Source organism: Vibrio sp. SS-MA-C1-2, from assembly GCF_021513135.1.
Taxonomy (GTDB): domain Bacteria; phylum Pseudomonadota; class Gammaproteobacteria; order Enterobacterales; family Vibrionaceae.
This window is the reverse complement of record NZ_CP090981.1, coordinates 908,398-925,072: the sequence shown is the minus strand read 5'-3', so window position 1 is coordinate 925,072 and position 16,675 is coordinate 908,398. Positions and strand designations below refer to the sequence as shown.

The following is a 16,675-nucleotide window of genomic DNA, read 5'->3' as shown; positions in this document are numbered from 1 at the left end:
TTAATTCTTCTTTGTCAGTGATGAGATCACAGTGGCAACTCGACTTGCCGCATCAGTAATAGCCGACTTTCTCGCCGATGTGGCCATTTGAAAAAGTGTCTCATCATCAATATTTTTAATCGTCTCAACTAAGCCATCAACCGTTAACTCTGGTTGTTCAATTATAATCGCAGCACCTGACTCAACAAGGTGTGCTGCATTTTTCGCTTGTTGGCGATCTTTATGCATAAATGGGATAAAAATAGCCCCTAACCCGGCAGCAGAAACTTCAGAAACAGTTAAAGCACCAGAACGGCAAATAATTAGATCTGCCCAGTGGTATGCTTCTGCTACATTATAGATAAAATCATCAACACGATGTTTATCGGCATTTTGATAAAGAGCTTTAGTTTGTTGACTATTTCCTTTACCGGTCTGATGCCAAAACAGCGCGTTATCACCCAATTTGTTGGCAGCTAAAGGAACCGTTTGATTAAGAATTCGAGCACCCTGACTTCCGCCCATCACCAAGATCTGTAATGGTCTATCTTGAGATTTTTTCGATGGAGTAGGAAGTTCTACGACATCTTCACGTACAGGATTACCCACAACTTCAGCAGTTTTAAATGCCCCTGGAAAGGCTTGTAGTACACGTTTCGCTATTTTGGCTAACCATTGATTGGTTAATCCTGCAACGGCATTCTGTTCATGTAACACAACAGGAATTCCACTCAACCAAGCAGCAACACCACCGGGACCGCTCACATACCCTCCCATCCCTAAAACAACATCAGGTTGCCAAGCTTTAATATAACGTTTAGCTTGAAGAATCGCTTTAAAAATACGGAAAGGAGCCGTGATTAAGCCTGCAATTCTTTGACCCCGTAGACCCGATACTTTAATAAAATCGATCTCAATACCATGTTTAGGGACAAGATCGGCTTCCATTCGATCTGCCGTTCCTAACCAACGAATTTCCCAACCTTGTTGTTTTAGCTGTTCAGCAACCGCTAAACCAGGAAAAACATGTCCGCCAGTACCACCAGCCATTACTAATAATTTTTTACTCATTCTGCTATTTGTTCTTCTTTATCTGAATTAGTTTCATTTTGAGTACTATTTTTGTCAATACTCTTCAATTTTGATCGTTCGGACTTCGAATGATTTGATTTAGGATCAGCTTGTGTGGTGACTAAGCGATACTCAAAATCAATCCGTAATAACAAAGAAACGGCTACAGCCATCACTAATAAACTCGAGCCACCATAACTAATTAGCGGTAAAGTTAACCCTTTTGTTGGAATCATACCAGAAGCCGCACCAACATTAACCATGGTTTGAAATGCTAACCAAATGCCAATTCCAAAGGAGAGAAAACCGCTAAACATCATATCATTCTGTAGACAACGCCAGCTGATAATTAACGCCTTTGCAACTAAAGCAAAAACCAATAACAGCACAAAACAGACGCCAATCAGACCTAACTCTTCCCCCAAAATAGCAAAGACAAAGTCAGTATGCGCTTCTGGTAAGTATTCGAGCTTCTGTACCGAATTACCTAAGCCTTGGCCAAACCAACCACCACGGCCAAAAGCCATTAATGATTGAGTTAACTGGTAGCCACTACCAAATGCATCTTGCCAAGGATCAAGAAAAGAGGTGACACGACGCCAACGATAAGGCTCAAAGACAATCAACAGTACGATACTGCCTAACCCCATCATGATTAAACCGAGGAACTGCCATAGTTTCGCCCCTGCAACAAACAGCATCCCCACCACAGCAACGAACATAACAATAACGGTACCTAAATCAGGTTGAAGCAGTAAGAGAAATGCAAGAACAAAAAAGACCATTAAAGGTTTTAAAAATCCTCGAAACGTTTTGACAACTTCACCATGTCGACGCTCTAGGTAACCAGCAATAAAGACAAATAAAGAGAGTTTAGCGATCTCTGCAGGCTGAAGATTAATCACTCCTAAAGGTAGCCAGCGAACAGCACCATTAACAGAGCGTCCTATGATCAAAACCGCAATCAATAGTATAATTGAGACAACGAGAAGAGCTGAACTATATTTCTGCCATAGATTGACAGGGATCGTTAAAGTAATGGTTCCAACAAGAAGTGCGCCCACCAAAAAGATACCATGACGATAAGCGTAATGAAATGAAGAATCAAAGTGTCGAATCGATACAGAGATAGAAGCAGAGGAGACCATGACCAGACCAGAGACCATTAATGCAAATGCGATCCAAAGAATTTGACGATCATACATCGCAGGCTCAGCAGGTTTTAGTAGCCACTCTTTCATTGAATGCATGATTGAGTTTGACATAATCAGGCGATCTCCCTCTCTCCAGATAAAAATAGAATAAATAAAGTGAATCAAATAGACTCTTCATACTTGAAGAGTTTAAAACCAAAGATTTAACTGTTAAGCGACCATCATTATTATTTTTTATATTGAAAGCCGCTAAAGTGAATCAATCGCCAGCAAATTGTAAGTATTAAATGCTCGCTGTCTCACTTATTCTATCCTCAATTCTCAATATAGCGACAAAAAGCCTCACCTCTGGCCATAAAATTAGCAAATTGATCAAAACTGGCACAGGCTGGTGATAACATCACAATATCTCCGCTTGAAACCTGCAGTTTAATTAAATCAATCGCCTCAAACATCGTGTCAACACGAATAGAGTTAGCATGAAGAGAGAGTAGTTGCTTACCATCACGACCAAAACAATAAAGCTGTAAAGGAAGTTTAGCCATAATTGGCGCTAATTCGCTAAAGTCAGCCCCTTTACCATCACCACCAACCAGTAAATGTAGAGTGCCAGCAACGTCTAAACCATCTAACGCAGCAAGCGTACTCGCGACATTGGTCGCCTTAGAGTCATTAACCCATTTCACACCATCAATAACAGAGACTAGCTGACAACGATGTTCTAATCCGGTATAACTTTTTAATGCTCGAATTCCAGCATCAAGAGGAATGTTAACCTTTAATGCCAACGCTAACGCAGCTAAACCATTGGCTATATTGTGTCGTCCAACTAAAGCGATATCGCAGCTTTTCATTACAGGTTGGTCATCAATCATTAACCATTGATCATCATCAATTGAACTTAAGCCAAACTCTTGATGGTCAAAACCAAAACTCACCGTCTCAGCATCAAGATATGGAGTATCGGGATACGTTTCTCGATCATCACGATTAACGATAATCCGTTCTGCGCCACTAAAGATAGATAACTTGGCAGCACGATAATCGGCCATACCAAGATAGCGATCCATATGATCTTCGGATAAATTGAGAAATACGGCTGCGGCTGGTTTTAATGATGTCGTCGTTTCAAGCTGAAAACTTGATAACTCTAATACATACAAATCATGTTTAAATAGCATATCAAGTGCAGCAAAACCGATATTGCCACCCACACCCACATTGATTCCAGCTTCTTGTGCCATAGCACCCACTAGGCTCGTCACGGTACTTTTACCATTTGAGCCAGTGATTGCCAAAACAGGCGCATCGACATACCAAGCAAATAACTCTATATCACCGATAATTGGAACATGATGCTTTTTCGCTTGCTGAAGTGCTGGGGTAGCTAAGGCAATGCCCGGACTTGAAATAATGAGATCTGCACTATTTAGCCACTCTTGCTGCCAACCACCGCTAAACAGTTGGATCGCTTCGGTGAGCTGATCAGCACCTGGCGGCTTCTCTCGAGTATCGATAACCCGAATATCTAAATTCAGCTTTTGTTGTTGAAGAAAATGGACAACAGAGAGCCCTGTCATCCCCAAACCAACTACAACCACCATACTATTGGGTTGTAACTTAGTGCCAAGTTCAAGCTGGTGCTGAGGAATAACGGTACTCATCTATCGAACCTTTAATGTTGCTAAACCAATAAGAACCAGCATCAGAGAGATAATCCAAAAGCGCACGATAACACGAGGCTCAGGCCAGCCTTTCAATTCATAATGGTGATGAATTGGTGCCATTCTAAAGATCCGTTGGCCACGTAGTTTATAAGAGCCAACCTGCAAAATAACAGAAACGGTTTCCATCACAAACACACCGCCCATAATCACTAATAGCAACTCTTGACGAACCAATACAGCAATTGTACCCAGTGCGCCACCGAGCGCTAAAGAGCCAACATCGCCCATAAAGACTTGAGCTGGATAGGTGTTAAACCACAAGAAACCAAGCCCTGCACCGACAATTGCGGTACAGAAGATCACCAATTCACTAGCATCTCGTAAGTAGGGAATATGGAGGTATTCGGCAAAGTTAACGTTGCCTGTCGCCCATGCTATCAATGCAAAACCGCCAGCAACCATAATGGTCGGCATAATCGCTAAACCATCTAAACCATCGGTAAGGTTGACCGCATTACTGGTCCCCACGATAACAAAATAGGTAAGAACGATATAAAACAGTCCAAGTTGTGGCATCACATCTTTAAAGAAAGGAACCACAAGTTGCGTCGCTGCGGTATCTTTACCATAGGCATAAAGTGCAAAAGCGACCACTAATGCAATGGCAGACTGCCAAAAGTACTTCCAGCGCGCAATCAAGCCGTCGGTATTCTTTCTCACCACTTTACGGTAATCATCGACAAAACCGATAGCACCATAGCCAAGGAGTACAGTTAACACCGCCCAAATATAAGGGTTGCTTAAATCAGCCCAGAGTAAAACGGTTAATGTAATCGAAGCTAAGATCATCACTCCGCCCATTGTTGGCGTGCCTCGTTTACTAAAATGGGATTCTGGACCTTCATTACGTACAACCTGACCAATCTGCATCTTTTGTAAATATGCGATTAATCTTGGTCCCATCCAGAGAGAAAACAGCAGTGCTGTTAAAATACTAAGGATCGAGCGGAACGTCAGATAGTGAAATAGACGAAAGAAAGGAAAATATCCTTCAAGATGTCCAGCTAACCAAATAATCATTGAATATGCCCCTTAATCGCCGTAATGATCTCTTCCATCTTCATACTTCTTGCTCCTTTAACCAACACAGTTATTTCACTGCGATTATCTTTATTATTATTTTCAATTAAATCGCTCACTGCCGCGATTAATTTAGATTTATCTGTAAAGTGTAGACCACCATTATCTCGACTAATAACTTCGCTGTATTCGCCAAAAGTTAAGACATTATCTATATTCATCGTTTTAATATAATCAGCAACCTCTTGATGCATTGCTAAGCTTTCATCTCCCAGCTCTGCCATATCGCCAACGATAAATACTTTCTTTCCTTTATAGCTACTTAACAAGTCTGCAGCGGCTTTAACCGCGGCAACACTGGCATTGTAAGTATCATCAATAACACGCAGAGTATCCGTTAATTGCATCACTTCAACACGGCCTTTAACCATCGCCATCTCTTCTAAACCCTGAGCAATATCTTTTAACGATGCACCAACCGCAAGACTCATTGCCGCCGCCGCCACAGCATTTGCAACATTATGCTTCCCCGGTACAACAAGCTGGATCACTTGTGATCCTTGCTTTGAATTTAATACAAAGCGTGCACAACCTTGTGAATTTAGCTGGATATCAGACCCAAATAGATCGGCTTGGTTATTCTCAAGAGAGAAAGTCATCACCTTTTTACCGGCTAAATCTTGCTGCCAAAAATCGACATTATGGCTCTCAAGATTATAAATTGCAGTATCACCGTTGTTTAATCCTTTGAAGATTTCACCTTTCGCTTTGGCAACGCCTTCTAAAGAGCCAAATCCTTCAAGATGAGCGGCTGCTAAATTATTAATCAGCGCAACGGAAGGTGCGGTTAAATTAGCCGTATAATCAATCTCACCAATATGGTTAGCCCCTAACTCAATCACCGCAAAATGGTCCTGAGGCGTCAGGCGTAATAAGGTCAGCGGCACACCAATATCATTATTAAAATTACCCAGTGTCGCCAATGTTTGTGCTTTGCGACTTAGGATCGCGGCAACCATCTCTTTAACGGTTGTTTTGCCACAGCTTCCCGTTAAAGCCAAAGTGATCGGTGCAGTTTGATCTTTTACCCACTGCCCTAAACGTCCTAATGCCAATAGTGTATCTTCAACGATCACTTGCGGAATCGAAAGCTCAAGCTGACGATTAACTAAGAGTGCGGATGCACCATTTTCTTCTGCGACAGAAGCAAAACGATGCCCATCGAAGTTTTCACCTTGCAAAGCAACAAAAAGTGATCCCCCATTAAGGGTTCGACTATCCGTCGAGATCTCGGAGATCATCTCATTTGAATCAATGACTGTTAATTCACCGCCTACAATTTCAGCGACTTTATTTAATGATATTTCAATCACAATGTAATTCCTAACCAACGACTTACCGTTTCTCTATCAGAGTAGTGAATCGTTTTATCTGCTAAAATCTGATAATCCTCATGGCCTTTACCAGCAATCAAGATAATGTCATCAACATCAGCACGAGAGAGTGCATAATGACATGCCTGCTCACGATCTTGTTCAATAACAATCTGGTCTTTGCTTTCTACGCCAGCCATCATATCGTCAATGATCTGGGAAGGATCTTCATTTCTTGGATTATCATTAGTAAAAATAGTGTAGTCTGACAGCCCAACCGCTGCGGCTGCCATTAACGAACGCTTGCCTCTGTCACGATCACCACCACAACCAACAATCGCCCAAAGCTTACCTTTACAATGCACTCGCAACGCCATTAATGCTTTTTCTAAAGCGTCAGGGGTGTGAGCATAATCAACTACGGCAAGCGGTTTGTCAGTTTGTTGAAAAAGCTCCATTCGACCAATCACTGCTTTTAATTGTGAAGCTGTCGCGATCAGCGTTGATAATGAAAAACCAAGAGAAAGTAGCGTTGCAAGTGCCAGCAAAAGGTTACTGACATTAAACTTACCAACCAATGGTGCAGAAAAAGAGCCATCTCCCCAACTAGATGAGAATGAGATCATCACCCCTTGTTGACTATATTTAATCTCTGTGGCGTAGAGATACTGTTGCTCTAGATCAATATTGTCACGACTCGTTGCTACCGATACGGCTGGCGATATTTGATTAATCCAACCACGAGCAACTGGATCGTCACAATTTAAGATCGAAATATTTGGTTGATGAGTGGTAAAAAGAAGTTTTTTCGCTTCTTCATAACTCTCCATATCACCATGATAATCAAGATGATCACGACTTAAATTGGTAAAAAGTGCCGCGGTAAAGTTAACGGCACTAACACGTTGCTGAATCAAACCATGAGATGAGATTTCCATCGCCACTAGCGTTGCATTCTGTTGCTCCATTAACGCTAATTGTTGTTGTACTTCAATCGCATTTCCAGTGGTATTTGCAGCAGTTTTCATATCAGATAGAAATCCATTCCCCGTTGTCCCCATCACACCAGCTTGACCATCAATTAAGTCTCGCCACTGTGCAATCAACTGGGTAATGGTTGTTTTACCATTGGTTCCTGTTACACCGATCACTGACATCTTAGTTGACGGGTGATCATAAAACTTATTGGCAATATCAGAGAGTAATGAAGATAGGTGAAAGACAGAGATAATCGGAATCTCACCAATATAGTTAATATCGCCATGTTGTGAAGCATCATTCGCATCACTTAAAACAGCCACCGCACCCTCTGTAATCGCTCGATTAATAAACTGACGACCATCAACTTGATGCCCTTTAATTGCAATAAAGAGTGCACCCGACGAAACTTCACGACTATCTAAAGTCATCGTTTCAATTGCCGTATCGTGGGGAATATGGAACCACGAAGAGAGAAGTTTATTTAATGGATAAGATTGCTTCATACAGCCTCTTAATTAATAATTTCTAGTTTTTCATTATTGGCATCAGGCGCAATATTTTTTAACTGTAATGCGCTCTGCATGATGGTAGAAAAGAGCGGTGCTGCCACCTGACCACCATAATATTTATCACCTTGAGGTTCATTAACAACGACCACTAAAGCGAATCGAGGATCACTAATGGGTGCTATTCCTGCGGTTAGAGCCACATACTCATCACCATAACCTCCAGCAATCGCTTTTCTTGATGTGCCAGTTTTAGCACCAACACGATAGCCACTCACTGCCGCTTTTGTCGCACTACCGCCTTTATGAGTTACCGCTTCAAGCATATGCAAGACTTCATCTGCTGTTTTCTCTGCGATTACTCGCTTACCAGCAGGAACTTCATCATGTTTCAAAATAGAAAGTGGGCGATTGATCCCTTTTGCTCCTAGTGTGGCGTAAGCTCTAGCGAGTTGCACTGGTGTAACAGAAAGACCATAACCAAAAGAGAGGGTCGCACGTTCAAAGTCAGACCATCGGTTTCTAATTGGAAATGCACCCAGTGTTTCACCAATCAAGTTCACACCACTATAATCGGAGAGCCCAACACTGCTATACATCCCTAAAAGATCATTAACCGGCATACCCAATGAGAGTTTACTCACTCCAACATTACTCGACTTTTGCAAAATTTTAGTTAATGAAGCTTTGCCCGCTTTAGCACTGTCTCGAACCTGACTACCGCCAATTCTTAACCTGCCATTACCGGTATCAATAACGGTATCGAGTTTTGCACTTCCATCTTCTAAAGCAGCTAATACCACAAAGGGTTTAACCGTTGATCCCGGCTCCATCACATCGGTGATTGCACGGTTTCTCATTCGAAAACTTTGAAGATTACTTCGATTATTTGGATTATAAGAAGGCGCATTAACCATAGCGAGTACGTCACCACTATGAATATCAACTAATACAGCAGAAGCAGAGGTCGCTTGATAATCCGCTTTCGCTTGCTTCACCGCTCGATAAGCTGCAGCTTGGATACGCTGATCAATGCTTAACGTTAACGATTTTCCTTTTTTACGCTCTTCAACTGCGATATTTTCCACCACACGATTAAAGCGATCCTTTCGAACGGTTCGACGTCCTGATTCACCCATCAACCACTCATCGTAACTACGTTCAATTCCTTCAAGACCATGACCATCAATTCCTGTCATCCCGATCACATGAGCAGAAACCTCACCCGTTGGATAAAAACGACGAGACTCATCTTTCAATCCAATTCCAGGAAGCTTTAATTTTTGAACATATTGTGCCATTGCAGGACTAACTTGACGTTGTAAATAGATAAAGCGACGTGTTTTATTGTCAGTGAGTCTTTTAAGTAGATATTGACGCTCCAAACCCAACACATCGGCCAATGCATACCAGCGATCAATCTCATTAAAACCACCATCTCGAAAGATCACTTTAGGATCAGCAATCACTGCCCGTACAGGGACACTAACTGCTAATTGCTCGCCATTTCGATCGTAAATAATTTCACGCGCAGATTCTAATGCTTTAACACGTACAGAGCGCATATCCCCTTCACGCAATAATTTTCCTGGCTCTATCACCTGTAAAAAAGCAACACGACCAATTAAAGCCAATAAAACTGCAACAATTACAACAATAGCAAGTTTAAAGCGCCATGATACAAAAGTTGAAGGTGGTTTTGGTTTACGTTGATTAGCAACAGACTTCTTCTTCATGGCATTTTCACCACAACTTCACTCTCTTTATTCGGGCGAACCATTTTCAGTTTTTTTCGTGCCATATCTTCAACACGACTATGTTCAGAAAGCGTACTCTCTTCTAAAATAAGATTACGCCATTCAACATCTAAGTTGTCTCGTTCAATAAGCAAAAACTCTCGTTCACTAATTAAAACACGAGTGTTTTGGGTAGTATATACAATGCCGACAGCTAATGAGATAGCCACAACGAGCAATAAAATAGAGGAACGGTGATAATAGAAGAGATCACGTTTAATCTGGATTATTAATTCATTATGGCTAAATAGTTTCACTGTTGGAGTCTCTTCGCTACACGTAAGACTGAACTACGAGAACGAGTATTCTCTTCAACTTCATTCTCTGTTGGTTTAAATGCTTTCCCTATTGGTGCTAATGCTGCGGTACCTAATTCTCTAATTTGTGCTTCCGTTAATGGTAAACCAGGAGGAACATCAGGTCCTTTACTCTGTTTACGAATAAAGCGCTTAACTAAACGATCTTCTAAAGAGTGGAAACTGATTACCGATAAACGACCATCAACACAGAGAGCCTCTAAAGTTGCATCTAGTGCTTTTTCAATCTCTTCTAATTCACTGTTAATATAGATTCGAATAGCCTGAAAACTGCGAGTTGCTGAATGTTTTTTCTTTTCACGATTAGGCGTTACTGCATCAATTAACATTGCAAGTTGACGAGTACGAATTAACGGCTCTTTTTCTTCATCTTCACGATGAGCAACAATGGCACGGGCGATTCGCTTAGCAAAACGTTCTTCACCAAAAACTTTTAAAACCCAAGCAATATCATCGGCATCAGCTTCAGCTAACCATTCTGCGGCTGAAATTCCCGCTGTTGGATCCATTCGCATATCTAATGGGCCATCACGCATAAAACTAAACCCGCGAGAAGCATCGTCTAGCTGTGGCGATGAAACACCTAAATCCATCAAAATACCATCAACACGACCAATAAGATCATACTCAACGATATAATCAGCCAAGCCAGAAAAAGGGCCATGAATAATTGTAAAACGTGGGTCATCAATCTTATTAGCTTCTTCAATCGCTTGTGGATCTCGATCGATAGAGAATAGACGACCATTGTCACCAAGTTTAGAGAGGATTAAACGAGAATGACCACCACGACCAAATGTACAGTCGATATAAGTACCATCAGGCTTTATTGCTAAACCATCAACTGATTCATTTAGTAGTACAGAGATATGCTCAAATTGATCTGACATAATTAGTATTCTTAATAATAAAGGGTTATTGAGCTAAGATAATCATCAATCATGACGATCTTACGTTTTTTATAACTTTAAATTCTAACATAACAGGTAAACTGTTCTGCAACTTTGTTGTTAGTAATCACTATTTTTTTAATGCTTAATCTTATAAATAACGGTTTCTACCTAACGATATAACTCAAGTAATTAAAGTTACAAATAGATAGAAAATGAATAAAGCCTCATTTGTTATAGATACGCTATATGATGAAAGTAAACAAATACTAAATTAATTGCTTTATGTAAACCCTATACCAAATGACTTAAGATTGCCTTTACTCTATCTATTATGAATGATTGAAGTATAGACCCAAAGTAATTGGAGTTGCGAGTAGAAGAACGAATGCAGCCAACAACTTAGCAACGTCAAGTAAGAAAGGGATAACCAAACGAATGAAAGTCATCTTTAAGGCAATAAATCACTTCAAAAATAGATTGTCTATATTTTCCATCAAATTCAAAACGCAAAAAACCCAGCCAAAGGCTGGGTTTTTTACTGTCTGCATAAGCAGAGAATTTGAAGCCTGGCGATGACCTACTCTCACATGGGGAGACCCCACACTACCATCGGCGCGATTGTGTTTCACTTCTGAGTTCGGAATGGAGTCAGGTGGGTCCACAATGCTATGGTCGCCAAGCAAATTTTGTTGTTAACCGCGAATATTCGCGTTTAACGAAATTTGGAAAGTCTGATAATTAACTTTTTTGTTTAAGTAATAATATTCTCAATACTTCATTCAAGTATCTTTTGACTCGTCGAGTCGTATTCTTTTGAGTCCATCAAAACCCTTTGGGTGTTGTATGGTTAAGCCTCACGGGCAATTAGTACAGGTTAGCTCAACGTATCGCTACGCTTACACACCCTGCCTATCAACGTTCTAGTCTCGAACAACCCTTTAGGACACTTATAGTGCCAGGGAAGACTCATCTCAGGGCTCGCTTCCCGCTTAGATGCTTTCAGCGGTTATCGATTCCGAACTTAGCTACCGGGCAATGCCATTGGCATGACAACCCGAACACCAGTGGTTCGTCCACTCCGGTCCTCTCGTACTAGGAGCAGCCCCCTTCAATCTTCCAACGCCCACGGCAGATAGGGACCGAACTGTCTCACGACGTTCTAAACCCAGCTCGCGTACCACTTTAAATGGCGAACAGCCATACCCTTGGGACCGACTTCAGCCCCAGGATGTGATGAGCCGACATCGAGGTGCCAAACACCGCCGTCGATATGAACTCTTGGGCGGTATCAGCCTGTTATCCCCGGAGTACCTTTTATCCGTTGAGCGATGGCCCTTCCATTCAGAACCACCGGATCACTATGACCTGCTTTCGCACCTGCTCGAATTGTCATTCTCGCAGTCAAGCGGGCTTATGCCATTGCACTAACCTCACGATGTCCGACCGTGATTAGCCCACCTTCGTGCTCCTCCGTTACTCTTTGGGAGGAGACCGCCCCAGTCAAACTACCCACCAGGCACTGTCCGCAATCCCGATTAGGGACCAACGTTAGAACATCAAGCATACAAGGGTGGTATTTCAAGGTTGACTCCACCGCATCTGGCGACGCGGTTTCAAAGTCTCCCACCTATCCTACACATGTAGGGTCAATGTTCAGTGCCAAGCTGTAGTAAAGGTTCACGGGGTCTTTCCGTCTAGCCGCGGGTACACAGCATCTTCACTGCGATTTCAATTTCACTGAGTCTCGGGTGGAGACAGCGTGGCCATCATTACGCCATTCGTGCAGGTCGGAACTTACCCGACAAGGAATTTCGCTACCTTAGGACCGTTATAGTTACGGCCGCCGTTTACCGGGGCTTCGATCAAGAGCTTCTCCGAAGATAACCCCATCAATTAACCTTCCGGCACCGGGCAGGCGTCACACCGTATACGTCATCTTTCGATTTTGCACAGTGCTGTGTTTTTAATAAACAGTTGCAGCCACCTGGTATCTGCGACTGCCAGCAGCTTAGGGAGCAAGTCCCATCACCGCCGGCAGCGTACCTTCTCCCGAAGTTACGGTACCATTTTGCCTAGTTCCTTCACCCGAGTTCTCTCAAGCGCCTTGGTATTCTCTACCCGACCACCTGTGTCGGTTTGGGGTACGATTTCTTACGACCTGAAGCTTAGAGGCTTTTCCTGGAAGCATGGCATCAATGACTTCACTACCTTGGTAGCTCGACATCGTGTCTCAGCGTTAAAAAGGTCCGGATTTACCTAAACCTTCCGCCTACGCACTTGAACCTGGATAACCATCACCAGGCCCACCTAGCCTTCTCCGTCCCCCCATCGCAGTCGTAAAAAGTACGGGAATATTAACCCGTTTCCCATCGATTACGCTTCTCAGCCTCATCTTAGGGGTCGACTCACCCTGCCCCGATTAACGTTGGACAGGAACCCTTGGTCTTCCGGCGAGGGGGCTTTTCACCCCCTTTATCGTTACTCATGTCAGCATTCGCACTTCTGATACGTCCAGCATACCTCTCGATACACCTTCAACCGCTTACAGAACGCTCCCCTACCCAATATAGCAAGCTATATTGCCGTAGCTTCGGTGTGTGATTTAGCCCCGTTACATCTTCCGCGCAGGCCGACTCGACCAGTGAGCTATTACGCTTTCTTTAAATGATGGCTGCTTCTAAGCCAACATCCTGGCTGTCTGAGCCTTCCCACATCGTTTCCCACTTAATCACAACTTTGGGACCTTAGCTGACGGTCTGGGTTGTTTCCCTCTCCACGACGGACGTTAGCACCCGCCGTGTGTCTCCCGGATATTACTTACTGGTATTCGGAGTTTGCAAAGGGTTGGTAAGTCGGGATGACCCCCTAGCCTTAACAGTGCTCTACCCCCAGTAGTATTCGTCCGAGGCGCTACCTAAATAGCTTTCGGGGAGAACCAGCTATCTCCGAGTTTGATTGGCCTTTCACCCCTAGCCACAAGTCATCCGCTAATTTTTCAACATTAGTCGGTTCGGTCCTCCAGTTGATGTTACTCAACCTTCAACCTGCCCATGGCTAGATCACTCGGTTTCGGGTCTATATCCAGAGACTGTGTCGCCCAGTTAAGACTCGGTTTCCCTACGGCTCCCCTAAACGGTTAACCTTGCCACTGAATATAAGTCGCTGACCCATTATACAAAAGGTACGCAGTCACCCTATCCCAAAATGTCCTCTGCTTGATTGGGCGGTTAAATATCGATGACGATATCTGACCTTTCAAACAAATTATTGATGATATCGTCATCAATATTACCTTTAACCATTCTATAAACGGTTAAGGTTGACGAAGTCATTTTGGTGATAGGGCTCCCACTGCTTGTACGTATACGGTTTCAGGTTCTATTTCACTCCCCTCACAGGGGTTCTTTTCGCCTTTCCCTCACGGTACTGGTTCACTATCGGTCAGTCAGGAGTATTTAGCCTTGGAGGATGGTCCCCCCATGTTCAGACAGGATACCACGTGTCCCGTCCTACTCGATTTCACTTAATTAGACTCTTCGGCTACGGGGCTATCACCCTCTATCGCCACGCTTTCCAGCGTGTTCACCTAACTCTAACTATGCTTAAGGGCTAATCCGAGTTCGCTCGCCGCTACTGTCGGAATCTCAATTGATTTCTTTTCCTTCGGGTACTTAGATGTTTCAGTTCCCCGAGTTTGCCTCCTATAGCTATGAATTCACTATAGGATACCTAGCTTATGCTAAGTGGGTTTCCCCATTCGGACATGGTTGGTTAATAACGCTTCTTACCAGCTCACCAACCCTTTTCGCAGGTTAGCACGTCCTTCATCGCCTCTGACTGCCAAGGCATCCACCGTATACGCTTAGTCACTTAACCATACAACCCGAAAGGGTCTTATGTATGATACAAATTTGCCTTCACTTTTAAAAAGTGAAAACAAAAAGCAACCAAGGTTTTTGATTGTTGATAATCAACAGGGTAATGTTAATTATCGTTTGCCGGACTCAATATAGAATTAACATCAATGATGTTAATTTGAATACAAGACACTTGAATGTGTATTGTGTTGAGAACTCGTTTATTCTTTCGAATAAACAATTATTACTTTTCAACTTATAATGATTAAAAAATCACTAACGAGTTTACTAGTCAGCTTTCCAAATTGTTAAAGAGCTAAAACTTATGTTATCTGTGTGGGTACTCATCACGAAATATCAAATCGTTAAGGAGGTGATCCAGCCCCAGGTTCCCCTAGGGCTACCTTGTTACGACTTCACCCCAGTCATGAACCACACCGTGGTAAACGCCCTCCCCGAAAGGTTAAGCTATCTACTTCTGGTGCAGCCCACTCCCATGGTGTGACGGGCGGTGTGTACAAGGCCCGGGAACGTATTCACCGTGGCATTCTGATCCACGATTACTAGCGATTCCGACTTCATGGAGTCGAGTTGCAGACTCCAATCCGGACTACGACGCACTTTTTGGGATTCGCTCACTATCGCTAGCTTGCAGCCCTCTGTATGCGCCATTGTAGCACGTGTGTAGCCCTACTCGTAAGGGCCATGATGACTTGACGTCGTCCCCACCTTCCTCCGGTTTATCACCGGCAGTCTCCCTGGAGTTCCCACCATTACGTGCTGGCAAACAAGGATAAGGGTTGCGCTCGTTGCGGGACTTAACCCAACATTTCACAACACGAGCTGACGACAGCCATGCAGCACCTGTCTTACAGTTCCCGAAGGCACACCTGCGTCTCCGCTGGCTTCTGTAGATGTCAAGAGTAGGTAAGGTTCTTCGCGTTGCATCGAATTAAACCACATGCTCCACCGCTTGTGCGGGCCCCCGTCAATTCATTTGAGTTTTAATCTTGCGACCGTACTCCCCAGGCGGTCTACTTAACGCGTTAGCTCCGAAAGCCACGGCTCAAGGCCACAACCTTCAAGTAGACATCGTTTACGGCGTGGACTACCGGGGTATCTAATCCCGTTTGCTACCCACGCTTTCGCATCTGAGCGTCAGTCTTTGTCCAGGGGGCCGCCTTCGCCACTGGTATTCCTTCAGATCTCTACGCATTTCACCGCTACACCTGAAATTCTACCCCCCTCTACAAGACTCTAGCCTACCAGTTTCAAATGACCTTCCGGAGTTGAGCTCCGGGCTTTCACATCTGACTTAATAGGCCGCCTGCATGCGCTTTACGCCCAGTAATTCCGATTAACGCTCGCACCCTCCGTATTACCGCGGCTGCTGGCACGGAGTTAGCCGGTGCTTCTTCTGCAGCTAACGTCAAGTGGCAAGCGTATTAAGCTTACCACCTTCCTCACTGCTGAAAGTACTTTACAACCCTAAGGCCTTCTTCATACACGCGGCATGGCTGCATCAGGCTTTCGCCCATTGTGCAATATTCCCCACTGCTGCCTCCCGTAGGAGTCTGGACCGTGTCTCAGTTCCAGTGTGGCTGATCATCCTCTCAGACCAGCTAGGGATCGTCGCCTTGGTGAGCCATTACCTCACCAACTAGCTAATCCCACTTGGGCGTATCTTAATGCGCAAGGCCCGAAGGTCCCCTGCTTTGCTCCGTAGAGAATTATGCGGTATTAGCTATCGTTTCCAATAGTTATCCCCCTCATTAAGGCAACTTCCCAAGCATTACTCACCCGTCCGCCGCTCGTCAGCAGAGTAGCAAGCTACTCTCTGTTACCGCTCGACTTGCATGTGTTAGGCCTGCCGCCAGCGTTCAATCTGAGCCATGATCAAACTCTTCAATTAAAGTTTTGTTGTTTCTTTCGAAACGGCTCAACGAATACTGACTTCAAAACTAATTCTTTATAAATAAAGAATGTAATCTTAAAGCTACT

General features: G+C 43.6%; 9 protein-coding genes and 3 rRNA genes. All 12 read right to left on the bottom strand.

Annotated elements, in window-relative coordinates:
• The 12 genes from murG to L0B53_RS08865 all read right to left on the bottom strand — a co-directional run bounded on the left by murG (position 1) and on the right by L0B53_RS08865 (position 16,586).
• On the bottom strand, positions 1 to 1,050 hold the full coding sequence (murG, locus tag L0B53_RS08920) for an undecaprenyldiphospho-muramoylpentapeptide beta-N-acetylglucosaminyltransferase (RefSeq protein WP_235061722.1): 1,050 nt from the start codon (positions 1,048 to 1,050) through the stop codon (positions 1 to 3).
• Positions 1,047 to 2,315 carry a cell division protein FtsW gene (gene ftsW, locus L0B53_RS08915; protein ID WP_235061721.1) on the bottom strand — a complete coding sequence of 423 codons (1,269 nt, stop codon included), beginning with the start codon at positions 2,313 to 2,315 and terminating at the stop codon, positions 1,047 to 1,049. The genes murG and ftsW overlap by 4 nt, the downstream gene beginning before the upstream one ends.
• A gap of 203 nt (positions 2,316 to 2,518) precedes the next feature.
• The gene (gene murD / locus L0B53_RS08910; protein WP_235062210.1) at positions 2,519 to 3,808 is read right to left on the bottom strand and encodes a UDP-N-acetylmuramoyl-L-alanine--D-glutamate ligase; all 1,290 of its coding nucleotides are present in this window, start codon (positions 3,806 to 3,808) and stop codon (positions 2,519 to 2,521) included.
• Between the two features lie 60 nt (positions 3,809 to 3,868).
• Positions 3,869 to 4,951 (bottom strand): phospho-N-acetylmuramoyl-pentapeptide-transferase, encoded by a 1,083-nt coding sequence (mraY, locus tag L0B53_RS08905; protein WP_235061720.1) that lies wholly within the window; start codon positions 4,949 to 4,951, stop codon positions 3,869 to 3,871.
• Positions 4,948 to 6,324, bottom strand: coding sequence for a UDP-N-acetylmuramoyl-tripeptide--D-alanyl-D-alanine ligase (gene murF, locus L0B53_RS08900; protein ID WP_235061719.1), 1,377 nt, complete (start codon positions 6,322 to 6,324; stop codon positions 4,948 to 4,950). The genes mraY and murF overlap by 4 nt, the downstream gene beginning before the upstream one ends.
• The gene (gene murE / locus L0B53_RS08895; RefSeq protein ID WP_235061718.1) at positions 6,321 to 7,808 is read right to left on the bottom strand and encodes a UDP-N-acetylmuramoyl-L-alanyl-D-glutamate--2,6-diaminopimelate ligase; all 1,488 of its coding nucleotides are present in this window, start codon (positions 7,806 to 7,808) and stop codon (positions 6,321 to 6,323) included. Before murE ends, murF begins: the two co-directional genes overlap by 4 nt.
• An 8-nt stretch (positions 7,809 to 7,816) precedes the next feature.
• The gene (locus L0B53_RS08890; RefSeq protein ID WP_235061717.1) at positions 7,817 to 9,547 is read right to left on the bottom strand and encodes a penicillin-binding transpeptidase domain-containing protein; all 1,731 of its coding nucleotides are present in this window, start codon (positions 9,545 to 9,547) and stop codon (positions 7,817 to 7,819) included.
• Positions 9,544 to 9,864, bottom strand: a complete 321-nt coding sequence (ftsL, locus tag L0B53_RS08885) for a cell division protein FtsL (protein WP_235061716.1) — start codon at positions 9,862 to 9,864, stop codon at positions 9,544 to 9,546. Before ftsL ends, L0B53_RS08890 begins: the two co-directional genes overlap by 4 nt.
• A complete protein-coding gene (gene rsmH, locus L0B53_RS08880) occupies positions 9,861 to 10,814 on the bottom strand; it encodes a 16S rRNA (cytosine(1402)-N(4))-methyltransferase RsmH (RefSeq protein ID WP_235061715.1) in 954 nt (317 codons plus the stop codon). Before rsmH ends, ftsL begins: the two co-directional genes overlap by 4 nt.
• A 567-nt stretch (positions 10,815 to 11,381) precedes the next feature.
• Positions 11,382 to 11,497 (bottom strand): 5S ribosomal RNA (gene rrf, locus L0B53_RS08875).
• A gap of 163 nt (positions 11,498 to 11,660) precedes the next feature.
• A 23S ribosomal RNA gene (locus L0B53_RS08870) occupies positions 11,661 to 14,693 on the bottom strand.
• A gap of 347 nt (positions 14,694 to 15,040) precedes the next feature.
• Positions 15,041 to 16,586 (bottom strand): 16S ribosomal RNA (locus tag L0B53_RS08865).
• Together the 16S, 23S and 5S rRNA genes form the textbook arrangement of a ribosomal RNA operon.
• Positions 16,587 to 16,675 lie beyond the last annotated feature (89 nt).